Below are 25487 nucleotides of genomic sequence, written 5' to 3' on the forward strand. Positions count from 1 at the left end.
CTGGCGGGGTGGCTAGGGCAGATCTGGGCAAGGACCCCCGCGACGTCGCGTCGATGTTCGACGGCGTCGGCAAGAACTACGACATCACCAACACGGTGCTCAGCGGCGGCATCGACGCGCATTGGCGCCGCGAAACCGCGCGCCGCCTGGATCTGGCGCCCGGTGAGCTCGTGCTCGACCTCGCCGCCGGCACCGCCGTGTCCACCGTGTCCCTGGCGTCGTCCGGGGCGACGGTCATCGCCTGCGACTTCTCGCGCGGCATGCTCAAGGCCGGTGCCCACCGCGACGTGCCCAAGGTGTGCGGCGACGGCATGAACCTGCCGTTCCCCGACGGGACCTTCGACGCGGTGACCATCAGCTTCGGCCTGCGCAACATCCACGACTTCCGCGCCGGGCTGCGCGAAATGGCCCGCGTCACCCGCCCGGGCGGCCGCCTGACGGTGTGCGAGTTCTCCACCCCGACCGTCCCGGTGTTCCGGACGGTGTACAAGGAGTACCTCATGCGGGCGCTGCCGGCGGTGGCCAAGGCGGTGTCGTCCAACCCGGACGCCTACGTCTACCTCGCCGAATCCATCCGCGCCTGGCCCGGGCAGGACGAACTGGCCCGCGAGATCAACCGCAACGGCTGGACCGACTGCGGCTGGCGGAACATGACCTTCGGCATCGCCGCCCTGCACTCGGCCGTCAAGGCGGGGTAGGGGGCGCGCCCAGCATTGCGCGTCCGAAAGCGGGGCGCCCGATAGTGGGGCGCGCTACGTCAGCGACCGGATGAGCGTGCGCTTCAGCGCCAGGTAATCGGGGTCGAGCTCGACGTCTTCGGCGCGCCGGGGGCGGGCGAAGGGGACCTCGACGTCGTGGATGATGCGCGCCGGCGAGCCGCCGCCGAGGACGATGATGCGGTCGGACAGCAGCAGGGCCTCGTCGACGTCGTGGGTGACCATCAGCACGGTGCGGCGGTCGTTTTCCCACACCTCCAGCAATTGCCGCTGCAGCGACAACCGGGTGAGGGCGTCGAGTGCGCCGAACGGTTCGTCGAGAAGCAGCACGCTGGGGTGGATGGCGAACGCCCGCGCGATGCCGACGCGCTGCCGCATGCCGCCGGACAATTCGCCGGGTTTGCGATCGATGGCGTGGTCGAGGTGGACCATCGACAGGTGATGGCGGGCGATGTCGTCGCGTTCGGCGTCCGTCAGCTCGGGGCGGGCGCTGCGCAGGGCGAATTTCACGTTGCCCAGGGCGGTCATCCACGGCAGCAGGACGTGCTGCTGGAACACCATGCCGCGGTCGGGGCCGGGTGCGGTGACTTCCCGGCCGTCCAGCTCGACGGACCCCGCGGTCGGGCGGGACAGTCCTGCGGCCATGGTCAGCAGCGTCGACTTGCCGCAGCCCGACGGCCCGAGCACCGACACGAATTGCCCGTGCGCCAGGTCCAGGTCGATGCCGTCGAGCACCACCGTGTCGGCGGTGCGGCGGCGGGCGGCCGGGTAGCTCTTGGCCACGCCGCGGAAGCTGAGGTGGCGGGGGCGTCCGTCCGCCGGGTCGGGCGATTGCGTGGCGACGGCCCCGCCGCCGCGCCGGGTTGCCTCGATTTGATCAGGCACTGGGGACCACCTTCTGGATGTTGGAGACGATCTGGTCGAGGACGAACCCCGCCGCGCCGATGACGACGATGGCCACGACGATGGCGGCGATGTCCAGGCGGTTCCACATGTTCCACACGAAGTAGCCCATGCCGCGGCCGCCGACGAGCATCTCCGCGGCGATGATGACCAGCCACGCGGTCGACAGCGACAGCCGCATGCCGGTGACGATCGACGGCAGGGTGGCGGGCAGCAGGATGTGGCGGAACGTGTCGCGGCGGTTGGTGCCCAGGGTGCGCGCCAGGTCGCGGTACAGCGGGTCGATGCCCATGACGCCGGCGATGGTCTGCAGCAGCATCGGCCACAGGGCGGACATGATGATCACGAACAGCGCGGTGTTCTCCGAATCCCGCAGCAGCGCCAGGCCGATGGGCAGCCATGCCAGCGGCGACACGGGGCGCAGCACCTGCACGAGGGGTTCCAGGCCCCACCGCAGCGGGGTGATCATCCCGAGCACGAAGCCGATGGGGATGGCGACGGCCGCGGCGATGGCGAAGCCCAGCAGCACGCGCCGCAGGCTGGCCGCGAGGTGCCAGAAGATGCCGACGCTCGACGGCCCGTCCCGGTAAAACGGGTCCGACAGGATCTCGGTGCCGCGCGCCCACACGTCGGCGGGCCCCGGGGCGAGGCCGGTCAGCAGGCCCGCGGCGATCGCCGCCTGCCACAGCCCGACGATCACGGCCATGCACGCCAGGAACACCGCCGCGCCCCGCAGGATGGGGGAGCGGGCGGCATCGGCGAGCGCGGTGCGGGCCGACGGCAGGTTGCGTGACGACGCCTCGGCCGCACCGGAAGCGCCCCCGCCGCCGGCAGCGGCGGCGGAGCCGGCACCCTGTGCGCCGCTCGCGGGGGAGGCCGGGCCGTCGTCAAGCACGGTGCCGTCAAGCACGGTGCCGCCACGCGAACTGCCGGCACCCTGCTCGCCGGCACGCGAAGAACTGCCGGATGGGGAGGTGCGGCGGTCGGTGACGGTGATGGCGTCGCTCATCGGGGGATCTCCTTGTCGGTCCAGGCCCACGGGTCCGCGGCGTCGAAGCGGCGGCCGTTGACCTCGAAGGTTTCGGGGGCGGGGCGGGGAGCGGGTGCGGCGGGGCCGAGCCGGGCGAGCGCGTCGGCGGCGCCCGCGACGTCGAAGACGTCCTCGACGGCGCGGCGCAGGCCGGCGGTGTCGCCCCGGTCGGCGATGTCGCCGAGGCCCCACCGGGACAGTTGCGTGCCCATCCACATCCCGGCGGGCACCTCCGGCAGGGGCCGGAAGCTGACGCGCTTGGCGGCGACGGTCGGGTCGACGGGCTCGCGGCCCGAGCCTGCGGCGGCGGACCCGGCGAGCACCGACGCGAGCAGCTCCGGCTTCTGGTTCAGGTATTTCTCCGGCGCGAGGGTCTCGGCGACCCCGACGCGATGGTGCGGATGGTCGCACCACAGCGCCGACTCGGCGACCGCCGCGGTCAGCGCCCGGTACGCGCCGGGGTTGTCTGCCGCCCAGTCGGCGTTTGCGGCCAGGCAGCAGCATGGGTGCCCGTCCCACATGTCGCCGGTCAGCCGGTGCAGGTGGCCGTGGCCCGCGGCGATGGACCGCTGGTTGAACGGTCCGGGGCCGAGGAAACCGTCGATGTTTCCGGTGGCCAGATTGGCCACCATGTCGGCGGGGCGCATCAGCCGCAGCTGCACGTCCCGGTCGGGGTCGACGCCGCCGGAGCTGAGGTAGTCCCGCAGCAGCAGGTTGTGGATGGAGAAGTCGAAGGGGACGCCGAGCGTGAAGCCCTCCATGTCCCGCGGCTTCGCGACGCCCATGTGCCGGTTGGCCAGCGTGAGACCCTGGCCGTTGACGTTGGCGATGGCGGCGAGCTTCGTCGGCGTCGCCCGCGTGGCCAGGCCGTGGTGGATGGCCAGCGGCATCGGCGCGAGCATGTGCGCGACGTGGAGCTCGCCCGAGGCGTAGGCGCTCCACGCCTCCGCCCAGCCGGCGAACTTTTTCAGGGTGACGCGGAGGCCGTGCTTTGCGAAGATCCCGCGCGCCTCCGCGGCGACGATCGGCGAGGAGCACGTGATGGGCAGGAAGCCGATGGTCACGTCGGTCGGCGGCCCGTCGTGGGCGGCGGAACCGGTGCCGGTGGGTGAGGAGCCGGGGGAGCCGGAGGAGGCGGGGCGGGCGCCGGAATGCGAGCACGCCGCCAGCGCGCCGCCCAGCAGCGCACCGGCCCCGAGACCCAGCGCCCGGCGGCGGCTGAAGGCGACCATCAACGGCCCCCGGCGGCGGCGAGCGCCCAGTCGTGCATCTGGCCGGAGTGGTACAGCAACGGCTTGTTGCCGGAACGGTGCACCTCGTTGACGCGGGCCAGCAGGATCAGATGGTCACCGCCGTCGTAGATGCGGTGGATGTGGGTGCTCAGCCACGCCGCGACGCCGTCGATGAGGGGGAGGCCGTTGGGGCCCTCCCCGTGCGCGACGCCGGCGAACCGGTCATCGCTGCGGCCGGCGAAACGGAAGGCCACCTGCGCCTGGTCGTTGGCCAGGACGTTGACGCCCATCGCCGTGCCCACGCGGAACGCCGGCAGCGACCGGGCGCGCTTGTCCACGCACACCAGGATCAGCGGCGGCTCGATGGACACCGAGGTGAACGAGCTGACCGTCATGCCCACCTTCGACCCGTCGGGGCCCGTCGCCGTGATCACGGTGACTCCCGAGGGGAAGGCGCCGGCGGTGTCGCGCAGCGCGCGGCCGTCGACCTGGTCGCCGCGCATCCAGTCGCCGGTCAGGCCGTCGTCCTGGATGTGCGGGCGTGCGGGGGCGTCGGTGAGCGTCATGGTGTCGTGTCCTCCGGTGCTCGGGTGTTGGGTCGTGCGTGTGCGGGGCGCGTCAGCGCTCGCACTGGGAGAGTTCCCAGCGCAGTTGGCCCTCCGACGGCGACTGCACCGGGATGAAGGCGGCCTCGCGGAAGCGCCGCGAGGAATCCGACCGGTGCGCGTAGCCGCGGCCGCCGGCGCAGCGCAGCTCGAGGGCCGCGGCGGAGGAGGCCACCTCGGCGGCGGCCAGGCGCATGGACAGCAGCTCGGAACGCTCGAAGCGCACGCCCGGGCCGGTCTTCTCCGCCACCGACTCGACCATGGAGCGGACCAGCGCCAGGGAGCCGCGGGCACGGTCGATCTCCGGGGCGAAGACGGCGTTGGTGCCCAGCGACCCCTGGTCGGCGGCGGCCAGCGAGGCCTCGGCCAGGCCGCAGCACATCGCGGATTGCAGCGCCAGGAAGGTCGGGCGGCAGGCGGTGAGGAACTCCTCGAAGTCGGTGGTGAGCACCTGGTCGGCGGAGATCCGCGCGCCCTCGATCTTCACGAACGACGACGCCGTGGAATCCAGCGCCATCAGGCTGAATTGGTTGCCCGCCGTGATGCCCGGCGTGGACAGCGGCAGCGCGACCAGCAGGCGGTCGCCGTTGGTCGCCCGCGCGGCGGTGACCATGATCGAGTCGTCGTACAGGTTCGACGCCCACTTCAACGCGCCGTCCAGGACGTACCCGGAGCCGTCGTCGGTCGGGGTGGCGGTCAGGTCGAGGCTGCCGCAGCCGGCGGCCTCGCGGAACGCCGACGCCATGCCGGTGATGCCGGGGGTGGAACCGTCCAGCAGGCCCGGCAGCACCGAGTTGGCGTAGGGGGTGTCCGCCAGCGCCAGGTACTCGATGGTCATGCGGTGGGCCCACAGGCCGAAGGCCGAGGACATGCACCGCGACGCCAGGGCGCGCACCGCCGCGACCATGTCGGGCAGGTGGCCGTCGGAGTTCTGCGGGGCGCCCAGGCCCAGCAGCCCTTCGGCGCCGAGCGGGGGCAGGATGAAGCGGGCCCGACCCTCGCCGTCGTCGAGCGCGTTGGCCCGTTCGGCGACCTGGTCGAGGATGGCCGCGGGGATGGTGGTCTGGGCGGTGGTGGCGGTGGTCATCGGTTTCGGGTTCCTTCGGTTCGTTCCGGCGGTCTGCTCCGGGCGGGCGCGGGGCGGCCCTACTTTTCGACGGTCGTGGAGTGGTGCACCCGGACCGGGTTGGTCATCGTGGCGACGACCGGCGACCAGCGGATGGCCGTGTCGGCGATGGCCTTCAGGGTTTCCTCGTCGGCGCCCTCGGCGGCCAGGGTGATGTCGATGCGGATGTCGGTGAAGCCCAGGACCTTCTCCGGGTCGGTGTCGCCGACGCCCCAGACGGCGGAGATGTCGATGTCGCCGTCGAGGACCAGCTCGATCTTGTCCAGGGCGATGCCCCGCTGGGTGGCGTTGGCCTGCAGGCCGACGGAGATGCAGGAGCCCAGTGCGGCGAGGACGACCTCGGAGGGGTTGGCCGCGACGTTGTCGCCCAGCAGACCGCAGGGCTCGGAGACGACGACGTCGGCGGTGTCGCGCACCGAGGTGACGTTGCGGAAGCCGGCCTCGCAGCGGGTGACGGCGTGCAGGACCTTGCGGCCCTTGGACGGATCGGTCTTGTTGGTCTCGGCGAGATTGGCGAGGCCCTTGGCGTCGATGCCCTGGAGCTTGGCGGAAACGGTGGTCATTGTGCGGTCCCTTCGGCGGTGAAACGGGGTTTTTCGGTGTCTGCCGACGGCACCGCGGTTCCGGCGCCGTCACGCCGCACATATCACCACCCGGTAGACAAAGTTGTCTATTGACCGCCGGTGGCGTTGATCCGTCCCCAACCGCGTCGCCGCAGGTGGCGGGTCGCGCCGGAATTGAATTCACGGTGAATCGAAGTCCGGGCGCGCCGCGCCGGCCGTCCCGGATGATTCACGGTGAATCGAAGTGGGTTCACCGTGAATGGAAGTGATCGCCCCCGCTCAGCTCCGGGGCGGCATTGCCGCACTCAGCTCCAGGGCCGGCGCGAATCCAGCGCCAGCGACGCCTTGCCCGCCGCGCGCCAGACGCGGGCGGTGAGGTCGCGGTCCCCGGGCGTGACCAGGTTGCCCATCAGACGCGCGGCCGCACCCATCACGGCGTCGCCCCACGGGGCGCCGAGGGTCAGCGGACCGGCGGTGGGCAGCAGCCACGGCACGGTCAGGCCGGCGGCCAGGCGGCGGGCCAGGGAGTACGCCTCGCCGTAGTGCTCGCGCAGCATCGCCGGCCACGAATGCGCCAGCCCGTCGGGGTCGCCGACGACGTCGCACATCAGCCCCACGGCCAGGCGCGCGGACTCCATGCCGTAGTCGATGCCCTCGCCGTTGAGGGGGTTGACCAGCGCCGCGGCGTCGCCGAGCAGCGCCCAGTTCGGCCCGGCGACGTGGCTGACCGCGCCGCCCATCGGCAGCAGCGCGGAGGTCACCGCCTCCGGTTCGCCCAGGCCCCACTCGTCGCGGACCTGCCCGGCGTAACGGTGCAGCAGCTTCTTCACGTTCACCTTCGCCGGCCGCGCCGACGTCGCCAGCGCGCCGCAGCCCAGGTTCACCCGGCCGCCGCCGAGCGGGAAGATCCACCCGTAACCGGGCTGCGCGACGCCGTCGTCGTCCCGCAGTTCCAGGTCCGAGTGGATCCACTCCTCTTCGCGCACCGTGGAGCAGTACGACCGGGCGGCGACGCCGAACACGGAGTCCCGGTGCCACGTCCGGCCGAGTTGCTTGCCGACGGGGCTGCGCACGCCGTCGGCGACGAGGAGCCACCGAGCGGCCACGCGCCGGGCCGAGCCGTCGTGAAGCCGCAGGTTCACCGCGGCCACGCTCTGGCCCGGCCCCCGCTCCACCGAAGTGACCGGGCAGCCGTCCAGGAGCGTCGCGCCGCAGCTCACCGCATGGTCGACGAGCATCGCGTCGAAGATGGTGCGCGGCACCGCGGAGCCGGCGGCCGGGAATTCGCCCTCCGGCCACGGTGCGGTGACGGAACCGCCGAACCCGTGGAGCTTCAGGCCGCGATTGCGGGTGCGCGACAGCACGCGGTCATCCAGGCCCAAACGCCCGAGCTCCGCGATGGCGCGCGGGGTCAGCCCGTCGCCGCAGGTCTTGTCGCGGGGGAAGCGCTGCGCGTCGACGAGCAGCACGTCCAATCCCCGGTTCGCCGCATGCGCCGCGGCGGCGGCGCCCGTCGGGCCCGCCCCGACCACCACGACATCGGCGCTGGAGGGGACGTGCTGCGGCATCGGCGACTGCGTGGTCATGGTGTCCCAGGCTATACGGCGGACCTCGCGAAACCGCCAGGGGGAGAGCCTCCGGCGGGGGTCGGATGATTGGACATGGCGAGCGGTGGATTACTGTATGTTCGGCATATCCACGGGTTCGTCGCGGGCGATGCTCCGAGCATGGGGCGGAGCCCGGGTGCTGCGGCGCAGGCCCACGAACCGATGAACCGACGACGATCCGAATCGAGGCGGGACCCGAATGCGTAACGGCGCACCCAGCGTTTCCGACGCACCGAGCATCCAGCGGACCGGCGGCGAAAGAGTCGCCAGCGTCGACCTCGGCGACGCCGAGCTGGAGCGCGTGGTCACCGAGGGCATGCGCGCCAGCGAGGAACTGCTCCTCGGCGAGCTCAACCGCGGCGAGGACTTCCTGGTGGAGCACGTCCGCCACCTCGCCGACGCCGGCGGGAAGCGGTTCCGCCCCATGTTCGCCATGCTCTCCGCGCAGTTCGGGCCGCGCCCCCGCGCCGACGAGGTGATCACCGCCGCCACCGTCATCGAGCTGACCCACCTGGCGACGCTGTACCACGACGACGTCATGGACGAGGCCGACATGCGCCGCGGCGTCGAGTCCGCCAACTCCCGCTGGTCGAACTCGCTGGCCATCCTCTCCGGCGACTACCTCTTCGCCACCGCCTCCAGCCTGCTGGCCCGCCTGGGCGCCGACACCGTCGCGCACTTCGCCAAGACCTTCGGCGAACTGGTCACCGGCCAGATGCGCGAATCCATCGGCTGCCCCGACGGCGCCGACGAGGTCGAGCATTACCTGCAGGTGATCCGCGAGAAGACCGGCGTTCTCATCGGGTCCGCCGGGTACCTCGGGGCGCTGCACGCCGGCGCCGACGACAAGACCGTCGCCGCTCTGGCCCGCTACGGCGGCCTGGTGGGGCTGGTCTTCCAGATCGTCGACGACATCATCGACATCGCCTCCGACTCCGCGCAGTCCGGAAAGACGCCGGGCACCGACCTCCGGGAGGGCGTGTTCACCCTGCCGGTGCTCTACGCGCTGCGCGAGGAGGGGCCCGTGGGCGATCGCCTGCGCGAGATCCTCGTCGGCCCCATCACCGACGACGATCTGCTGGCCGAGGCCCTCGACCTCCTCGAGCGCTCCACCGGCCCGCAGCGCGCCCTGGCGCTCGTGCGCGACCTGATGGACGAGGCCGACGGCGTCATCGCCGACCTGCCGGACATCCCAGCCAAGGCCGCCCTGCGCCGCGTCGCCGAGTACACCGTCGAGCGCGTCGGGTAGGACCGCAGTCGGGCGTCGGTTCGGCGCCCTTCCCGGTTGCCCGCCCCTCCACCCCGATTTCGCTCCTGCCAGCGGATTTGGCGCCGGAGAGAGTTCTGGGTAGCATTCCTTTCGCACCCACGGGGTGCACGCCAGATTGCCCGAGCGGCCAAAGGGAGCGGATTGTAAATCCGTCGGCTTCGCCTACGTTGGTTCGAATCCATCATCTGGCACCAGCTTCGACCGGGGCCCGGATCACACCAGTGATCCGGGCCCCGGTCTTTTGCGTGCGGGTTCTTTTGCGTGCATGCCCCTCGGCCGTGCCCGGGCCGTGTCCTCGGCAGGGGAGCGGGCGGGGGAGCGGGGGGCCTTCCGCGCGCGCATGGCGCCCCCTCCGGGGGCTGCTTTGCGACGCCGGGGACGGGCACCGTCGCAAAGCGGCCCGAAGCGCCCCCGAAACGGCGCGGAAAACTGCCTGGAATTGCGCCGTGGCCTGCGGATTTGTGTACGTCGGCGATGTCGGGTTAGTCTTTCTCTCGGCTTCGCAGGGAGCGCCCGAGGGTCCACAAGACCGCAAGCGCGAACTTTGATGCCATGCCCCCTTAGCTCAGTCGGCAGAGCGTTTCCATGGTAAGGAAAAGGTCGACAGTTCGATTCTGTCAGGGGGCTCCATTCTTTTGTCCGGCAGTTGCATTCCCCGGGAATGGCGCCGCGGAAGAATTTGGGGCGATGTAGCTCAGATGGTGAGAGCGCACGACTCATAATCGTGAGGTCGGGGGTTCGATCCCCCCCATCGCTACTGGTGACCACGTTCACCATCCCCGGCTAGCCCGCGTGCTAGGGTGGGAAACCGTCGCCCGGACTTCGGGCGACGAAGGGGCGTAGCTCAATTGGCAGAGCAGCGGTCTCCAAAACCGCAGGTTGCAGGTTCAAGTCCTGTCGCCCCTGCAATACCCCTTAAGCCGGAAACCCCTTCTAGGAGAGACGTGGCAGAGGAAAAGAGCACCACCGCAGCGGCGCGCCCCACCGGCAAGCGCCAGGTTTCGGGTGCCCCCGCCACCACGGCGCGCGACAGCCGCCCCGTCAAGCGCAACGACGACGAAAAGCTGGGCACCCGCAACCCCCTGACCTTCATCAAGCAGGTCATCTCCGAGCTGCGCAAGGTCATCTGGCCCACCGGCCGGCAGATGGTGGTCTACACCATCGTCGTGCTGCTGTTCCTCGTCTTCATGGTCACGCTGGTCTGGGGCGTCGACGCTCTCGCCGGCCTGGGCGTTCAGTCGATTTTCACGCGGTAGGGTATACTCGCCGCAACGATGTTTCATCCCGCCACCGCACCAAGCGGTAGGCGGGATTATCTTTTGCAGTTCCCGCCGCGGAGCCCGGCTTCCCCGGCCGGCGGCGGGACATACGGACACGGCGCACACGCTGCGCACTGACAGGAAGGGTCGCACCGAATGAACGACGGTCAGAACATCTTCTCCGACGCCGAGGGGTCGACCGGGCCCATCGGCGACGCGATCATCGACGCCGCCAAGGAAGCCGCGGAGACCGACGTCGACGCCGGCGCCACCGCCGCCGCGGAAGGCGCGGGGCAGGACGCGGCCGAGGGCCTCGAGGGTGCGGGCGCCACGGACGACGCCGCCGAGGCCGTCGCCGAAGGCGCCGAGGGCCAGGGCATCGAGAACGAGGCGGACCAGGCGGGTCAGTCCGGCCAGGCCGAGTCCGGCGAGGGTTCCGAGGCCGAGTCCGCCGAGGCCGAGGAGGTCGACCCCGAGGCCGAGTACCGCAAGCGCCTGCGCGAGTTCCAGCGCGAGCTCAAGCGCCGCAAGGGCGACTGGTACATCATCCAGTGCTACTCGGGCTACGAGAACAAGGTGAAGACCAACCTGGAGATGCGCGCCCAGACCCTCGGCGTCGAAGAGCAGATCCACGAGGTCATCGTCCCGATCGAGGAGGTGCAGGAGCGCAAGGACGGCAAGCTCAAGACCGTCAAGCGCAAGCTGCTCCCCGGCTACGTGCTGGTCCGCCTGTCCCTGGACGACCCGTCCTGGTCCGTCGTCCGCGACACCCCGGGCGTGACCTCCTTCGTCGGCTCCGAGGGGCACCCGACCCAGGTGAAGATCCGCGAGGTCGCCAAGTTCCTCATGCCCAAGGAGACCGTCACCGCCGACGCCGCCGAGGGCGACCGCCAGGGCGACGCCGAGCTGTCCGTCGCCTCCGCCCCGAAGGTCGAGGACGAGAAGGTCGCCATCGACTACGAGGTCGGCGAGTCCGTCACCATCCTGTCCGGCCCGTTCGCGTCCGTCGCGGCGACGATCTCCGAGATCGACGCCGCCACCGGCCGCATCAAGGCCCTGGTGTCCATCTTCGGTCGCGAGACCCCGGTCGAGCTCGGCCTGGACGAGGTCGAGAAGCTCACCTAGCGCGGACTGGGCCGCCGCCCCGCCGTCGCACCCGACGGCGATTTTGGCGACGGGCCCGCTGCAGGTAACGTCATTCGTCGCGCGCCAACCGGCGCGCGACGAATTTTTTCATCCCCGGTGGCTGGGCCGTGCGCGGCCGGCATCCGGACGGGTGCCGCCGCAGCCCCGGCATCATCGCGGCGGCGACCCCGGTAACAAGGAAGAAGGTCCCCGATGCCCCCCAAGAAGAAGAAGATCCAGGCCGTCATCAAGCTGCAGATCCAGGCCGGCCAGGCCAACCCGGCGCCGCCGGTGGGCCCGGCCCTCGGCGCCCACGGCGTCAACATCATGGAGTTCTGCAAGGCGTACAACGCCGCCACGGAGAACCAGCGCGGCAACGTCATCCCGGTCGAGATCAACGTCTACGAGGACCGCTCGTTCGACTTCACCCTGAAGACCCCGCCGGCCGCGAAGCTGCTGCTGAAGGCCGCCGGTCTGCAGAAGGGCTCCGGCGTCCCGCACACCGACAAGGTCGGCACCGTGACCATGGACCAGTGCCGCGAGATCGCCGAGCAGAAGAAGCCGGACCTCAACGCCAACGACATCGAGGCCGGCGCGAAGATCATCGCCGGCACCGCCCGCTCCATGGGCATCGTCGTCGAGGGCAAGTAATTCCCCGCCGCCCCGCACCCCGGGGCGGCACCCCATGACCGTGGCAGGGCCCGCTTCGGCCCGCACCACCACTCCAACGAGAAGATTGGAACCACAATGAGCAAGCAGTCCAAGGCCTACAAGGCCGCCGCCGAGAAGATCGACGAGGGCCGCATCTACGCCCCGATCGAGGCCACCAAGCTGGTCAAGGAGACCTCCTCGCAGAAGTACGACGCCTCCGTGGACGTCGCCATCCGCCTGGGCGTCGACCCGCGCAAGGCCGACCAGCTGGTCCGCGGCACCGTCTCCCTGCCCAACGGCACGGGCAAGACCGTCCGCGTCGCCGTCTTCGCCGCCGGCGAGAACGCCACCAAGGCCGAGGAGGCCGGCGCCGACTTCGTGGGCACCGACGAGCTGATCGAGAAGATCCAGGGCGGCTGGACCGACTTCGACGTCGCCATCGCCACCCCGGACCAGATGGCCAAGGTCGGCCGCGTCGCGCGCGTCCTGGGCCCCCGCGGCCTGATGCCGAACCCGAAGACCGGCACCGTCACCACCGACGTGGCCAAGGCCATCACCGAGGTCAAGGGCGGCAAGATCTCCTTCCGCGTGGACAAGGCGTCCAACCTGCACGCGCTGATCGGCAGGGCCTCCTTCTCCGCCGAGCAGCTGGCCGAGAACTACGGCGCGCTGATCGACGAGCTGCTGCGCCTGAAGCCGTCCGCGGCCAAGGGCAAGTACCTGAAGAAGATCACCCTGTCCTCCACCAACGGCCCGGGCATCCCGGTCGACACCACCGTGGTGAAGAACTACACGGGCGCCGAGGAGGCGTAACCCCTCCCCGAAACCCCGCGGGGACACCCGCTTTCGACCCGGCCCGCGCGTTTTCGCGCGGGCCGGGTTTTTCGTCATTCCCGCCCCGCCGGTCGGCCCCGCCGTTATCGTCGTCCGCATGTACTTCAGTTCCGGCCATCCCGGGGGCGACCCCCGAGGGGATCGACGGGATCGCGGGGACCACGAGGCTTCCGCGCTCCGCGCGATCCTCCGCTTGGCGGAGCTCGACGACGGAACCGGCTACGTCCTCGGCGAGCTCGAGGCGACCTTGGCCGGGTTCGACGACGACGTCCGCGACCTGCCGACCGTGCGGGTCGCGGCGTTGCCGTTTCTGGCGGAGTTGCATCTTGGCCTGGGCGACGATGCCCGGGTGGCGGAGCTCCTGGAGGAGGCGGTCGAACGTGCGCGCGGCGGAGATGATGCCGCGCGCGTGGTGTCTCTGCGGATGCTGCGGGCGCTGTGCCGGATGGATGCGATCGAAATGAGAAGCGTCGTCAAGCGTCTCCTGGATCGCGCGGAAGGCGCGGACCCGGTGCTCGTCACCGCGCTGGAGCTGAGCCTGGGCGTGCTCGATGCCGTGGCGCCGGGCGCGCACCCGCTGGCGCTGCCCCGGCTGCCCGGGCGCTTCGCCGACGCCGTCTTCCTGGCGGGAGACCCCGAGCTGCTGTGCTTTTTCGCCGACGTCGAGGTCGCCATCGACGGCCGCGAGAACGACGACCTGCGCATCGCCGAGGAACTGGACCGGGAGATCTGCGCCGAAGCCGCCGCGGCGGAGGCGGCCTCGGAGGAGGAGGAAGCCGCCGGCGAATCCGGCGGCGCGGGCGGAGCGGAACCCGGGTGCGGGGGACCGGGGCAGGCCACCCGGCCCGACGATTTTGGCGATTCCGCACCCGGCGTGTAACGTACCGCCATGAAGTTTGACCGGCTCCCCAGAGGAAGCCGGAGACTCAAGTTTCACCGAAGACCGCCGGTTTCCTGGCCCACCAGGATGAAGGTTCAGCGCAAACGCTGACGGCCCGCGCAGGATGACTTGGAGTCGTGAAGCCCGCGTCGGCCCCGTGCCGCCGCCTTCTTCGCGCCCCGGCCGTTTTGCGCCCGGGGCGTTCGTCGTTTCCGCCGTCCGTTCCGGCGTCTAACCCACGACATATCAGGAAGGAGGCGAGAGTACCCATGGCAGCAAACGCCGTTAAGCAGGCCGCCGTCGAGTCCATCAAGAAGGACGTCGACGAGTCGACCGCCATCGTTCTCACCGAGTACCGTGGCATGTCCGTCGCGGAGATCACCGAGCTGCGTCGCGCCCTCGGCGCCGACGTGAAGTACTCCGTCGCCAAGAACACCATGATCAAGCTCGCCGCCGCCGAGGCGGGCGTCGAGGGTCTTGACGAGCACCTCACCGGACCGACCGCCGTCGCCTTCATCAAGGGCGAGGCCGTCGATGCGGCCAAGGCGATCAAGAAGTTCGCCGAGGAGAACAAGAACCTCGTGATCAAGGGCGGCTACATGGATGGCGCGGCTATGGACGCCACGCAGTTCCAGGCCCTCGCGGACATGGACAACCGCGAGACCACGCTGGCCAAGCTGGCCGGTGCCTTCAATGGCGTTCTGGCGAACGTCGCCGGCCTGCTCGATGCCCCCACCTCCTCGGTCGCCCGCCTCGCCGCGGCGCTCGAGGAGAAGAAGCAGTAGAGCACCGGCTCCACACACCCCGTACCGCGGGCCGCGCGCCGGCCCGCACCCCGCGGTTCACGCCGCACATGACTTCACAGGAGAAACATCATGGCCAAGTACACCACCGAGGAGCTGCTCGAGGCGTTCAAGGAGATGACCCTCGTTGAGCTGACCGAGTTCAAGAAGGCGTTCGAGGACGAGTTCGACGTCACCGCCGCCGCCCCGGTCGCCGTCGCCGCCGCCGGCGCCGACGCCGGTGCCGCCGGTGCCGCCGAGGAGAAGGACGAGTTCGACGTCGTGCTCGAGGACGCCGGCGCCAAGAAGATCGGCGTCATCAAGGCCGTTCGCGAGCTCGTCTCCGGCCTGGGCCTGAAGGAGGCCAAGGAGCTCGTCGAGGGTGCCCCGAAGGCCATCCTCGAGGGCGCCAACAAGGACGACGCCGAGGCCGCCAAGGCCAAGCTCGAGGAGGCCGGCGCCAAGGTTTCCCTGAAGTAAGGGACCTGCGCCGCGGCATCCCCGCGCCAGCTTTTTCACCGGGCCCCGCCCGCATGCCATCCGCATGCCGGCGGGGCCCGGTTCATTTGCATCGGCCATAAATGCGGTGGGGAAGTGGCGGCTGAGTAGGATGGTGCGCATGCTTCCCCGTTCGCGCATCATCGCCGTCCTGATCATCGGGCTCGGCGCGGCGATGATCGCCGCCGGCGCTTTCCTGCCCCGGCTGGTGTCCGATGACCCGAAGATCCCGCTGGACCTGCCCGATACGACGTACGCGCTGCGGGCGGAAAACGGCGTGTCCACGAAATTGCTTCCCGACGGATCGAGGGAAGACGCCTTCGGCCCGATCCGGCGGCAGTTCCACGGGCAGCTGATCCCGCCGGCGGACGAGAAGAAGGTGTCCGTGCGACTGGGCACGTCGACGACGCGCGAGCTGCCCCCGGAGGTCATGGGCACCGACCCGATCCTGGAGCTCGTCGACGCCGCCGTGTGGACGTTCACGGTCGATCGCCTCAGCGGCCAGTTCCTCGCCCCCGCGATGCTCACCGACCAGATGGCCGGCGTGCCGCTCCAGGTGCCCGTCGACGGCTACTGGGTGAAGTTCCCCGCCGGCGCGGGGAAGGAAACCTACCCCGTGTTCGACGACTTCCTGCGCCGCACCGTGCCCGCCGAGTTCGCGGGCACCGAGGAGATCGGCGGCAACGAGGTCCTGCGCTACCGGCAGACGATCGCGCCGACGAACCTGGCCACCCTGTACCGGTCGAACCTGTCGCAGATCAACGTCGACGACAAGACGGGCTTCCTCATGTACCAGGGCACCCGCGAATGGCTGGTCGAGCCCGAGAGCGGCATGGTCGTCGACATCAACGAGGACCTGGATCTGCGGTGGGAGACCCGCGAGGGGGAGCGGCTGCGCACGCTGCTGCGCTTCACCGGCGGCATCGACGATCAGGCGTCGGCGAAGCTGCTGCAGCAGGCACTCGAAGTCGCGGACACGGCGCCGGTGCGGGCGTGGTCGATTGCGCTTCTGACGATCGGTGCTATCTTGGCGTTCGGCGGAGTCGTCGGCGCCCTGCGCCCCGAAGGCCACGACCGCTCAGGCGGCCGGGAACGGCCCCGCGGCCCACAACGCGAGAACGCCCGTGCACGAAAGCGGGGCACGAGCGCCGGCAATCCAGCGCGCCGGCCCTGACCCCGACCGGCCCGGCACTCCCGCAACATCCTTCCCGGCAACCCGGGGTGCATGCCCCGTACACCCGCCGGACACGCGCGCGCAATATCCGGTGGACTTGCGGCCGACGATGGTATAGGCTGAGTCGTTGCGCTGGAATTAGGTGTGTCGTAGTGTCCCCACTTGACGCGCCATCCGGGACTTCGGGGGCGTCGCAAAGCCTGTGAACTGGTACTTTGCATCCTTCCCCGATTCTCGGACGGCATCGTCGTCGAGGCTCTGCCCGCTACCGTGTGATTCCTGCAAACCAAACGCTTAAAACCAAGCGGAAGGGCGCGCCACCGGTTGCCGGCGCCCCACCCGCGTGAGGTGCTGGAAGGACCCATCTTGGCAGTCTCCCGCCAGACCAAGGCAGTGGCCGGTATCCCCGGAGCTTCGAAGAGGTACTCTTTCGCGAAGATCAGCGAGCCGATTCCGGTTCCGGGTCTTCTCGATCTGCAGCGTGAGTCGTTCGCATGGCTCATCGGCACGCCCGAGTGGCGCGCCCGCCGCCAGGAGGAACTCGGCGAAGGGGCTCAGGTCACCAGTGGACTCGAGGACATCCTTGACGAGCTGTCCCCGATCGAGGACTACTCGCAGAAGATGTCCCTCACCCTGTCCGACCCCTGGTTCGACTCCGTGAAGAACACGGTGGACGAATGCAAGGACAAGGACATCAACTACTCGGCGCCGCTGTACGTCACGGCCGAGTTCACCAACCGCGAGACCGGCGAGATCAAGTCGCAGACGGTCTTCATCGGCGATTTCCCGATGATGTCCGACAAGGGCACGTTCATCGTCAACGGCACCGAGCGCGTCGTCGTGTCGCAGCTCGTGCGTTCCCCGGGCGTCTACTTCGACGAGACCATCGACAAGTCGACCGAGCGCCCCCTGCACTCCGTGAAGATCATCCCGTCGCGCGGCGCGTGGCTGGAATTCGACGTCGACAAGCGGGACACCGTCGGCGTCCGCATCGACCGCAAGCGCCGCCAGCCCGTCACCGTGCTGCTGAAGGCGTTCGGCTGGACCACGGAGGAGATCAAGGAGCGCTTCGGCTTCTCCGAGATCATGATGTCCACCCTCGAGAAGGACGGCGTCGCCAACACCGACGAGGCCCTGCTCGAGATCTACCGCAAGCAGCGCCCCGGCGAGCCGCCGACGCGCGAGTCCGCGCTGGCCCTGCTCGAGAACAACTTCTTCAAGCCCAAGCGCTACGACCTGGCCAAGGTCGGCCGCTACAAGGTCAACCGCAAGCTGGGTCTCGGCGGCGACGGCGTCGGCGAGATGGTCCTCACCGAGCAGGACATCGCCACCACCATCGAGTACCTCGTGCGCCTGCACGACGGCGAGAAGACCATGACCTCCCCCGACGGCCGCGAGGTCCCGGTCGAGGTCGACGACATCGACCACTTCGGCAACCGTCGCCTGCGCACCGTGGGCGAGCTCATCCAGAACCAGGTCCGCGTCGGCCTCTCGCGCATGGAGCGCGTCGTCCGCGAGCGCATGACCACCCAGGACGTCGAGTCGATCCAGCCGACCACCCTGATCAACGTCCGCCCGGTCTCCGCCGCCATCCGCGAGTTCTTCGGCACCTCGCAGCTGTCGCAGTTCATGGACCAGAACAACTCGCTGTCGGGCCTGACCCACAAGCGCCGCCTGTCGGCCCTGGGCCCCGGCGGCCTGTCCCGCGAGCGCGCCGGCCTCGAGGTCCGCGACGTCCACCCGTCGCACTACGGCCGCATGTGCCCGATCGAGACCCCCGAAGGCCCGAACATCGGCCTGATCGGTTCGCTGTCGGTCTACGCCCGCGTGAACCCGTTCGGCTTCATCGAGACCCCGTACCGCCGCGTCGTCGACGGCAAGCTGACCACCGACGTCGACTACCTGACCGCCGACGAGGAGGACCGCTACGTCGTCGCGCAGGCGAACACGCCGGTCGACGCCGACGGCCAGTTCGTCAACGACACGCTGCCCGTCCGCAAGAAGGGCGGCGACGTCGAGGTCGTCCGCGCCACCGAGGTCGACTACATGGACGTCTCGCCGCGCCAGATGGTGTCGGTCGCGACCGCCATGATCCCGTTCCTCGAGCACGATGACGCCAACCGTGCCCTGATGGGCGCGAACATGCAGCGCCAGGCCGTGCCGCTGCTGCGCGCCGAGGCCCCCTTCGTGGGCACCGGCATGGAGCAGCGCGCCGCCTACGACGCCGGCGACCTGATCATCGCCCCGTGCGACGGCGTGGTCGAGACCGTCTCCGCCGACTTCATCACCGTCATGGACGACGAGGGCCAGCGCCACACGTTCATCCTGCGCAAGTTCGAGCGCACGAACCAGGGCACCAGCTACAACCAGAAGCCGCTCGTCGACGAGGGCGACCGCGTCGAGGCCGGCCAGGTCATCGCCGACGGCCCGGGCACCGACAACGGCGAGATGGCGCTGGGCAAGAACCTGCTCGTCGCGTTCATGCCGTGGGAGGGCCACAACTACGAGGACGCGATCATCCTCAACCAGCGCATGGTGGAGGAGGACATCCTCACCTCGATCCACATCGAGGAGCACGAGATCGACGCCCGCGACACCAAGCTGGGCCCCGAGGAGATCACCCGCGAGATCCCGAACGTCGGCGAGGACATGCTGAAGGACCTCGACGACCGCGGCATCGTGCGCATCGGCGCCGACGTCCGCGACGGCGACATCCTCGTCGGCAAGGTCACGCCGAAGGGCGAGACCGAGCTGACCCCGGAGGAGCGCCTGCTGCGCGCCATCTTCGGCGAGAAGGCCCGCGAGGTGCGCGACACCTCGATGCGCGTGCCGCACGGCGAGTCCGGCAAGGTCATCGGCGTCCGCGTGTTCTCGCGCGAGGACGACGACGATCTGGCCCCGGGCGTCAACGAGATGATCCGGGTCTACGTCGCGCAGAAGCGCAAGATCCAGGACGGCGACAAGATGGCCGGCCGCCACGGCAACAAGGGCGTCATCGGCAAGATCCTGCCGCAGGAGGACATGCCCTTCCTGCCGGACGGCACCCCGGTCGACATCCTGCTGAACACGCACGGCGTGCCGCGCCGAATGAACATCGGCCAGGTCCTGGAGGTCCACCTCGGCTGGCTGGCGAAGGCCGGCTGGACCATCGAGGGCGACCCGGACTGGGCGAAGCGCCTGCCGAAGGAGCTTTACGACGTCCCGGCCGACTCGCTGGTGGCCACCCCGGTGTTCGACGGCGCGGAGAACGAGGAGCTCGCCGGCCTGCTGGCGTCCTCCCGCCCCGACCGCGACGGCGACGTCCTGGTCAACGCCGACGGCAAGGCGCAGCTGATGGACGGCCGCTCCGGTGAGCCGTTCCCGTTCCCGGTGTCGGTGGGCTACATGTACATGCTCAAGCTGCACCACCTGGTGGACGAGAAGATCCACGCGCGTTCCACGGGCCCGTACTCGATGATCACGCAGCAGCCGCTGGGCGGCAAGGCCCAGTTCGGCGGCCAGCGCTTCGGCGAGATGGAGGTGTGGGCCATGCAGGCGTATGGCGCCGCCTACACCCTGCAGGAGCTGCTGACCATCAAGTCCGACGACGTCGTCGGCCGCGTGAAGGTCTACGAGGCCATCGTGAAGGGCGACAACATCCCGGATCCGGGTATCCCGGAGTCGTTCAAGGTGCTCCTGAAGGAGCTCCAGTCGCTGTGCCTCAACGTCGAGGTGCTGTCCGCCGACGGCGTCCCGGTGGAGCTGAGCTCCACCGACGACGACGAGCTGGACCACGCCACGGCCTCTCTGGGCATCAACCTGTCGCGCGACGAGCGCTCCGACGCCGACACCGCCTAACCGCGGTGCCGGCGCGGGCGCCATGCTCACGCGAAACAACCCAATTCAAGTACGCACATTCACAGCACGCACGAAAACCCCGTGAACACTGCCGGGGGAAAGGGACAACAGGTGCTCGACGTCAACAACTTTGACGAGCTCCGGATCGGGCTCGCCACCGCCGACGACATCCGCCGCTGGTCGCGGGGAGAGGTCAAGAAGCCCGAGACCATCAACTACCGCACGCTCAAGCCGGAGAAGGACGGCCTCTTCTGCGAGCGCATCTTCGGCCCGACCCGCGACTGGGAGTGCGCCTGCGGCAAGTACAAGCGCGTCCGCTTCAAGGGCATCATCTGCGAGCGCTGCGGCGTCGAGGTGACCAAGTCGAAGGTCCGCCGCGAGCGCATGGGCCACATCGAGCTGGCCGCGCCGGTCACGCACATCTGGTACTTCAAGGGCGTCCCGTCGCGCCTGGGCTACCTGCTCGACCTGGCGCCGAAGGATCTCGAGAAGATCATCTACTTCGCGGCGAACATCATCACCTCCGTCGACGAGGAGGCCCGCCACAACGACCAGACCACCCTCGAGGCGGACATGCTGGTCGACAAGAAGATGGTCGAGGACGACCGCGACCAGGAGCTGGCCGAGCGCGCCAAGACCCTGGAGGACGACCTCGCCGAGCTCGAGGCCGCCGGCGCGAAGGCCGACGCCCGCAAGAAGGTCCAGAACGCCGCCGAGCGCGAGATGAAGCACATCCGCGAGCGCGCCCAGCGCGAGCTGGACCGCCTCGACGAGATCTGGAACACCTTCCTGAAGCTCGAGCCGAAGCAGATGGTCATCGACGAGAGCATCTACAACGAGCTCGTCGACCGCTACGAGGATTACTTCACCGGCGGCATGGGCGCCGAGGCGATCCAGACGCTGATCCGCAACTTCGACCTCGCCGCCGAGGCGGAGTCGCTGCGCGAGGTCATCCGCGACGGCAAGGGCCAGAAGAAGCTGCGGGCCCTCAAGCGCCTGAAGGTCGTCGCCGCGTTCCTGCAGTCGGGCAACGACCCGGCCGCCATGGTCCTCGATTGCGTCCCGGTGATCCCGCCGGAGCTGCGCCCGATGGTGCAGCTCGACGGCGGCCGCTTCGCGACCTCCGACCTCAACGACCTGTACCGCCGCGTCATCAACCGCAACAACCGCCTCAAGCGCATGATCGACCTCGGCGCGCCCGAGATCATCGTGAACAACGAGAAGCGCATGCTGCAGGAGTCGGTCGACGCGCTGTTCGACAACGGCCGCCGCGGCCGCCCGGTCACCGGACCGGGCAACCGCCCGCTGAAGTCGCTGTCCGACCTGCTCAAGGGCAAGCAGGGCCGCTTCCGCCAGAACCTGCTGGGCAAGCGAGTCGACTACTCGGGCCGTTCGGTCATCATCGTCGGCCCGCAGCTCAAGCTGCACCAGTGCGGCCTGCCCAAGCTGATGGCCCTCGAGCTGTTCAAGCCCTTCGTCATGAAGGAGCTCGTGGCCAAGAGCTACGCGCAGAACATCAAGTCGGCCAAGCGCATGGTCGAGCGCCAGCGCCCGGAGGTCTGGGACGTCCTCGAGGACGTCATCACCGGCCACCCGGTGCTGCTCAACCGTGCCCCCACCCTGCACCGCCTGGGCATCCAGGCCTTCGAGCCCGTGCTCGTCGAGGGCAAGGCCATCCAGCTGCACCCGCTGGCCTGTGAGGCGTTCAACGCCGACTTCGACGGCGACCAGATGGCCGTGCACCTGCCGCTGTCGGCGGAGGCGCAGGCCGAGGCCCGCATCCTCATGCTGTCCTCGAACAACATCCTGTCGCCGGCGTCCGGCAAGCCGCTGGCCATGCCGCGACTGGACATGGTCACCGGCCTGTACTTCCTGACGCTGGAGAAGCCCGAGCTGCCCGGCGCCCACGCCGAGGCCGCCGAGGACCAGCCGGAGAAGGGCATCTACGCCTCCCCGGCCGAGGCCATCATGGCCTACGACCGCGGCGCCATCGGCCTGCAGACGCCCATCAAGGTGCGCATCTCGCACCTGCGCCCGCCGGCCGACATCGAGGCCGAGCACTTCCCCGACGGCTGGGAGAAGGGCCAGATCTGGACCGCCAACACGACCCTTGGCCGCGTCACGTTCAACGAGCTGCTGCCGTGGAACTACCCGTACGTCGAGGGCGTCATGGCCAAGAAGCCGCAGGCGGCGATCATCAACGACCTCGCGTCGAAGTACCCGATGATCACCGTCGCGCAGACCGTCGACAAGCTCAAGGACGCCGGCTTCTACTGGGCGACGCGCTCCGGCGTCACCATCGCCATGTCCGACGTGCTCGTTCTGCCGAACAAGAAGGAGATCCTCGACTCCTACGAGCAGAAGGCCGACACGATCGAGAAGAAGTTCCGCCGCGGCAAGCTGTCCACGGCGGAGCGCCACGAGTCGCTGGTCAACCTGTGGAAGGCCGCGACCGCGGAGGTCGGCGAGAAGGTCGAGTCCCTGTACCCGGACGACAACCCGATCCCGATGATCGTGAAGTCCGGCGCCGCCGGCAACATGGGCCAGATCCACTCGCTGGCCGGCATGAAGGGCATGGTCACCAACCCGCGCGGCGAGTACATCACGCGCCCGATCAAGACCTCGTTCCGCGAGGGCCTGTCGGTGCTGGAGTACTTCAACAACTCGCACGGTTCCCGCAAGGGCCTGGCCGACACCGCCCTGCGCACCGCCGACTCGGGTTACCTGACCCGCCGTCTGGTGGACGTCGCGCAGGACGTCATCGTCCGCGAGGAGGACTGCGGCACCACCGCCGGCGTCGAGGTGGAGATCGGCGAGCCCGTGCTCGACGCCACCGGCAAGCCGACCGGCGAGCTGCGCCGCGCGCAGTACGTCGAGACCTCGGCGATCGCCCGCTACCTGGCGGCCCCGGTCGTCGACGCCGACGGCAACGAGATCCTGCCGGTGGGCACCGACCTGCGCGACGAGGAGATCACCGATCTGCTGTCCCGCGGCATCTCCACCGTCAAGGTCCGCTCGGTCCTGACCTGCAACACGCCCACCGGCGTCTGCGCCACCTGCTACGGCCGCTCCATGGCCACCGGCAAGATGGTCGACATCGGCGAGGCCGTGGGCATCGTCGCCGCGCAGTCCATCGGCGAGCCGGGCACGCAGCTGACCATGCGCACGTTCCACCAGGGCGGCGTCGGCGGCGACATCACCGGCGGTCTGCCCCGAGTCCAGGAGCTGTTCGAGGCCCGCGTGCCCAAGAACCGCGCCCCGCTGGCCACCGCCACCGGTCGCGTGCGCCTGGAGGAGGACGACCACTTCTTCACGCTGACCATCGTCCCCGACGACGGTTCCGACGAGGTCGTCTTCGACAAGCTGTCGAAGCGCCAGGGCCTCGCCGAGATCACCGTCGACGGCCGCCGCCGCGCGATCCGCGACGGCGACACCGTCGAGATGGGCCAGCAGCTGATGAAGGGCGCCGCCGACCCGCACGAGGTGCTCCGCATCCGCGGCCGCCGCGGCGTGCAGCGCCACCTGATCGAGGAAGTCCAGTCGGTCTACCGCGATCAGGGCGTGGCCATCCACGACAAGCACATCGAGGTCATCGTCCGCCAGATGCTGCGCCGCGTCACCGTCATCGACTCCGGCTCGACCGAGTTCCTGCCGGGCTCGCTGGTGGAGCACGCCGAGGCCGTGGCCGCGTCGCGCCAGGCCGTCGCCGAGGGCGGCAAGGCCATCCAGATGCGCCTGGAGATCATGGGCATCACCAAGGCCTCTCTGGCGACGGATTCGTGGCTGTCGGCCGCCTCCTTCCAGGAGACGACCCGCGTGCTCACGGACGCCGCGATCAACAAGCGCTCCGACAAGCTGATCGGCCTGAAGGAGAACGTGATCATCGGCAAGCTGATCCCGGCCGGCACGGGCATCTCGCGCTACCGCAACATCGCGGTCGAGCCGACGGAGGAGGCCGCCCGCCAGGCCGCCGCCCCGTTCGCCTCGCTGGGCGAGGGCTTCTACGGCCCGGAGGACACCTACGCCGAGCCGACCGGCCGCGCGGTCCCGCTGGACGACATCCCGTACGACCAGTAAGGCGATCCCGCTTCACGACGACCACCGCCCCTCCCCATGGCGCACAGCCGGGGGAGGGGCGGTTTTCGTCGTCAAGCGGACGCGGGCGTCACTCGAGCTCGAGCGGACCGTTGCGGGGGACGCGGTGCACGTCGACGCCGCCCATGAGGGCCAGGCCGGTCACGCGGACGCGGGGTGCGTCGGGCGGTAGGTCGTGGCCGGCGATGACGACGTCGCGGGACGTCGAGGATCCGAAGCCGCCCATCAGGCCGGTGCCCTGGACAGTCAGGCGCACGTCCTCGGGGACGTAGATGTCGATGCCGCCCATGATGGCGACGGCGATGATCTCGGTCTCGTCGGATTCCAGGCGCGCGTGGCGCAGGTCGATGTCGATGCCGCCCATCACGGCCACGGAGTAGTGCGTGGGCGGGCAGATCCAGTCGCCGTTGCGGTCGGCGCCGAACATGACGGCCGCGCTGATGGCGGAGCCGCCCTTTTCGCCGGTCACGTGGGCCTTGGCGACCGCGGCGAGATCGCGGGATGACGGGGCCCCAGCGACGTCGCCGGTGTGGCGCTGCGCGGGGGCCCCGGGGGCGCGGTAGGGCTCGACGGCGCCCGCGGGACGGCCGTCGATCACCGTCCAGGGATCGGGGATGAGGTCGGCGAGCGGGCCCGCGAGATCCTCGCGGGTGCGGGCGGCCCACGCGCGGTTGGTGCGCTCGTCGAATTCGGTCAGGTCGATCTGGCCGCGGCCGAGGGCGTCGGAAAGCTCATCCGCGACTCGGCGGCGTTCGTCGTCGGTGGCCCGCAGATTCCGCGGGCCACCGCCGTCGGGCGTCCCGTCGGGGCCGTGGCCGGGGTTGGCGTCCATGCCCCAAGCTTAGGCGCGCCGGGGAGTGGGGGGAGGGGAAGCCGGGGCCGGGCGGAGGGGTTGTCCCGCGTCGGAGGGGTGATCACCCGCATGGGTCGAGTGGCGCCGACGGTGCGGTCGGGCGGCTGATTTGAGTGGCGCCGCGAGGAGGGGTTGTCCCGCGTCGGCGGTGAGGCCGCGCAGCTGGGCTGAGCTGCGTCGGCGGTTGCGTCGGGCGGCGGGGTTGGGCCGCCCGGACGGTGCGGTCAGGCGGCGCGCAGTGCGGGCTGACCGGAGAACTCGGCGCGCAGGACGCGTCCGAACTCGAGCCAGGAGCTCTTCGTCCGCGACCAATCGTCGGGGAGCACCTGGAGCTGGGCGACGAAAAGCGCGTGGCGCTGGTCGTCGTTGAGGCCGGTCGGCGCAGCGCCAGACGGCTCGGAATGGTTGTTGATCTCATCGAACATGGCGTTCACCTACTTGGCTCAG

At 69.9% G+C, this 25487-nt stretch carries 21 protein-coding genes and 4 tRNA genes; 16 read left to right on the forward strand and 9 right to left on the reverse strand.

The genetic code is table 11. From position 1 onward, the window contains the following. The first annotated feature begins 8 nt into the window (after positions 1-8). Positions 9-698: a demethylmenaquinone methyltransferase gene (locus CHAN_RS01620; RefSeq protein ID WP_048740036.1), complete on the forward strand. Its 690-nt coding sequence runs from the start codon at positions 9-11 to the stop codon at positions 696-698. Positions 699-752: 54 nt separating this feature from the next. Here the strand turns inward: CHAN_RS01620 and CHAN_RS01625 are convergent, their stop codons facing one another. The 7 genes from CHAN_RS01625 to CHAN_RS01655 form a co-directional block, all read right to left on the reverse strand. Next, positions 753-1601 (reverse strand): ABC transporter ATP-binding protein, encoded by an 849-nt coding sequence (locus CHAN_RS01625; protein ID WP_290291106.1) that lies wholly within the window; start codon positions 1599-1601, stop codon positions 753-755. Further along, on the reverse strand, positions 1594-2325 hold the full coding sequence (locus CHAN_RS01630; protein WP_290293258.1) for an ABC transporter permease: 732 nt from the start codon (positions 2323-2325) through the stop codon (positions 1594-1596). The genes CHAN_RS01625 and CHAN_RS01630 overlap by 8 nt, the downstream gene beginning before the upstream one ends. Before the next feature lie 299 nt (positions 2326-2624). Next, entirely contained in the window at positions 2625-3881 is a 1257-nt protein-coding gene (locus CHAN_RS01635) for an ABC transporter substrate-binding protein (RefSeq protein ID WP_290291108.1), read from the reverse strand. Then, positions 3881-4447 (reverse strand): flavin reductase family protein, encoded by a 567-nt coding sequence (locus CHAN_RS01640; protein WP_290291110.1) that lies wholly within the window; start codon positions 4445-4447, stop codon positions 3881-3883. Before CHAN_RS01640 ends, CHAN_RS01635 begins: the two co-directional genes overlap by 1 nt. A gap of 52 nt (positions 4448-4499) precedes the next feature. Continuing rightward, positions 4500-5573, reverse strand: a complete 1074-nt coding sequence (locus CHAN_RS01645) for an acyl-CoA dehydrogenase family protein (protein WP_290291112.1) — start codon at positions 5571-5573, stop codon at positions 4500-4502. 59 nt (positions 5574-5632) lie between these two features. After that, entirely contained in the window at positions 5633-6175 is a 543-nt protein-coding gene (locus CHAN_RS01650) for an OsmC family protein (RefSeq protein ID WP_048740041.1), read from the reverse strand. 305 nt (positions 6176-6480) lie between these two features. After that, on the reverse strand, positions 6481-7761 hold the full coding sequence (locus CHAN_RS01655; RefSeq protein WP_290291114.1) for a geranylgeranyl reductase family protein: 1281 nt from the start codon (positions 7759-7761) through the stop codon (positions 6481-6483). Between the two features lie 220 nt (positions 7762-7981). Here CHAN_RS01655 and CHAN_RS01660 point away from each other — a divergent pair, with 220 nt between their 5' ends. The 15 genes from CHAN_RS01660 to CHAN_RS01730 all read left to right on the forward strand — a co-directional run bounded on the left by CHAN_RS01660 (position 7982) and on the right by CHAN_RS01730 (position 24169). Beyond that, positions 7982-9031 carry a polyprenyl synthetase family protein gene (locus CHAN_RS01660; protein WP_290291116.1) on the forward strand — a complete coding sequence of 350 codons (1050 nt, stop codon included), beginning with the start codon at positions 7982-7984 and terminating at the stop codon, positions 9029-9031. Between the two features lie 130 nt (positions 9032-9161). Beyond that, positions 9162-9246 (forward strand) — tRNA-Tyr (locus CHAN_RS01665). A gap of 360 nt (positions 9247-9606) precedes the next feature. Further along, positions 9607-9682 (forward strand) — tRNA-Thr (locus tag CHAN_RS01670). A 53-nt stretch (positions 9683-9735) separates the two neighbouring features. Beyond that, positions 9736-9809, forward strand: a tRNA-Met gene (locus tag CHAN_RS01675). A 76-nt stretch (positions 9810-9885) separates the two neighbouring features. Next, positions 9886-9958, forward strand: a tRNA-Trp gene (locus CHAN_RS01680). 38 nt (positions 9959-9996) lie between these two features. Further along, a complete protein-coding gene (gene secE / locus CHAN_RS01685) occupies positions 9997-10308 on the forward strand; it encodes a preprotein translocase subunit SecE (RefSeq protein WP_048740044.1) in 312 nt (103 codons plus the stop codon). Between the two features lie 159 nt (positions 10309-10467). After that, positions 10468-11436: a transcription termination/antitermination protein NusG gene (gene nusG / locus CHAN_RS01690; RefSeq protein WP_290291119.1), complete on the forward strand. Its 969-nt coding sequence runs from the start codon at positions 10468-10470 to the stop codon at positions 11434-11436. Positions 11437-11649: 213 nt separating this feature from the next. Beyond that, positions 11650-12087: a 50S ribosomal protein L11 gene (gene rplK / locus CHAN_RS01695; protein WP_048740046.1), complete on the forward strand. Its 438-nt coding sequence runs from the start codon at positions 11650-11652 to the stop codon at positions 12085-12087. A gap of 96 nt (positions 12088-12183) precedes the next feature. After that, positions 12184-12900 carry a 50S ribosomal protein L1 gene (gene rplA / locus CHAN_RS01700; RefSeq protein WP_290291123.1) on the forward strand — a complete coding sequence of 239 codons (717 nt, stop codon included), beginning with the start codon at positions 12184-12186 and terminating at the stop codon, positions 12898-12900. Between the two features lie 118 nt (positions 12901-13018). Further along, complete coding sequence (locus CHAN_RS01705; RefSeq protein ID WP_290291125.1) at positions 13019-13801, forward strand: hypothetical protein; 783 nt, start codon at positions 13019-13021, stop codon at positions 13799-13801. 269 nt (positions 13802-14070) lie between these two features. Beyond that, on the forward strand, positions 14071-14586 hold the full coding sequence (gene rplJ / locus CHAN_RS01710) for a 50S ribosomal protein L10 (RefSeq protein WP_048740050.1): 516 nt from the start codon (positions 14071-14073) through the stop codon (positions 14584-14586). A gap of 90 nt (positions 14587-14676) precedes the next feature. Then, positions 14677-15063 (forward strand): 50S ribosomal protein L7/L12, encoded by a 387-nt coding sequence (gene rplL, locus CHAN_RS01715; protein WP_048740052.1) that lies wholly within the window; start codon positions 14677-14679, stop codon positions 15061-15063. 139 nt (positions 15064-15202) lie between these two features. Next, positions 15203-16255 carry a cell envelope lipid trafficking protein PgfA gene (pgfA, locus tag CHAN_RS01720; protein WP_065421436.1) on the forward strand — a complete coding sequence of 351 codons (1053 nt, stop codon included), beginning with the start codon at positions 15203-15205 and terminating at the stop codon, positions 16253-16255. A 348-nt stretch (positions 16256-16603) separates the two neighbouring features. Next, positions 16604-20092 (forward strand): DNA-directed RNA polymerase subunit beta, encoded by a 3489-nt coding sequence (rpoB, locus tag CHAN_RS01725; RefSeq protein WP_048740248.1) that lies wholly within the window; start codon positions 16604-16606, stop codon positions 20090-20092. A gap of 111 nt (positions 20093-20203) precedes the next feature. Next, positions 20204-24169 carry a DNA-directed RNA polymerase subunit beta' gene (locus CHAN_RS01730; RefSeq protein WP_048740054.1) on the forward strand — a complete coding sequence of 1322 codons (3966 nt, stop codon included), beginning with the start codon at positions 20204-20206 and terminating at the stop codon, positions 24167-24169. An 88-nt stretch (positions 24170-24257) separates the two neighbouring features. On the opposite strand, the gene CHAN_RS01735 is transcribed toward CHAN_RS01730, so the two are convergent. Together CHAN_RS01735 and CHAN_RS01740 are read right to left on the reverse strand one after the other, a co-directional pair. Beyond that, positions 24258-25019 carry a DUF1707 SHOCT-like domain-containing protein gene (locus tag CHAN_RS01735; protein WP_290291134.1) on the reverse strand — a complete coding sequence of 254 codons (762 nt, stop codon included), beginning with the start codon at positions 25017-25019 and terminating at the stop codon, positions 24258-24260. Between the two features lie 245 nt (positions 25020-25264). Further along, positions 25265-25465 carry a hypothetical protein gene (locus tag CHAN_RS01740; protein ID WP_290291136.1) on the reverse strand — a complete coding sequence of 67 codons (201 nt, stop codon included), beginning with the start codon at positions 25463-25465 and terminating at the stop codon, positions 25265-25267. Positions 25466-25487 lie beyond the last annotated feature (22 nt).

It is taken from the genome of Corynebacterium hansenii (genome assembly GCF_030408795.1).
In the GTDB taxonomy this organism is placed as follows: Bacteria; Actinomycetota; Actinomycetes; order Mycobacteriales; family Mycobacteriaceae; genus Corynebacterium; species Corynebacterium hansenii.

Coding starts and splice junctions, on each gene's coding strand:
- CHAN_RS01630 (WP_290293258.1), bottom strand. CDS start 2,325: ATGGCCGTGATCGTCGGGCTGTGGCAGGCGGCGATCGCCGCGGGCCTG.
- CHAN_RS01635 (WP_290291108.1), bottom strand. CDS start 3,881: ATGGTCGCCTTCAGCCGCCGCCGGGCGCTGGGTCTCGGGGCCGGTGCG.
- CHAN_RS01640 (WP_290291110.1), bottom strand. CDS start 4,447: ATGACGCTCACCGACGCCCCCGCACGCCCGCACATCCAGGACGACGGC.
- CHAN_RS01645 (WP_290291112.1), bottom strand. CDS start 5,573: ATGACCACCGCCACCACCGCCCAGACCACCATCCCCGCGGCCATCCTC.
- CHAN_RS01650 (WP_048740041.1), bottom strand. CDS start 6,175: ATGACCACCGTTTCCGCCAAGCTCCAGGGCATCGACGCCAAGGGCCTC.
- CHAN_RS01655 (WP_290291114.1), bottom strand. CDS start 7,761: ATGACCACGCAGTCGCCGATGCCGCAGCACGTCCCCTCCAGCGCCGAT.
- CHAN_RS01660 (WP_290291116.1), top strand. CDS start 7,982: ATGCGTAACGGCGCACCCAGCGTTTCCGACGCACCGAGCATCCAGCGG.
- nusG (WP_290291119.1), top strand. CDS start 10,468: ATGAACGACGGTCAGAACATCTTCTCCGACGCCGAGGGGTCGACCGGG.
- rplK (WP_048740046.1), top strand. CDS start 11,650: ATGCCCCCCAAGAAGAAGAAGATCCAGGCCGTCATCAAGCTGCAGATC.
- rplA (WP_290291123.1), top strand. CDS start 12,184: ATGAGCAAGCAGTCCAAGGCCTACAAGGCCGCCGCCGAGAAGATCGAC.
- CHAN_RS01705 (WP_290291125.1), top strand. CDS start 13,019: ATGTACTTCAGTTCCGGCCATCCCGGGGGCGACCCCCGAGGGGATCGA.
- rplJ (WP_048740050.1), top strand. CDS start 14,071: ATGGCAGCAAACGCCGTTAAGCAGGCCGCCGTCGAGTCCATCAAGAAG.
- rplL (WP_048740052.1), top strand. CDS start 14,677: ATGGCCAAGTACACCACCGAGGAGCTGCTCGAGGCGTTCAAGGAGATG.
- pgfA (WP_065421436.1), top strand. CDS start 15,203: ATGCTTCCCCGTTCGCGCATCATCGCCGTCCTGATCATCGGGCTCGGC.
- CHAN_RS01735 (WP_290291134.1), bottom strand. CDS start 25,019: ATGGACGCCAACCCCGGCCACGGCCCCGACGGGACGCCCGACGGCGGT.
- CHAN_RS01740 (WP_290291136.1), bottom strand. CDS start 25,465: ATGTTCGATGAGATCAACAACCATTCCGAGCCGTCTGGCGCTGCGCCG.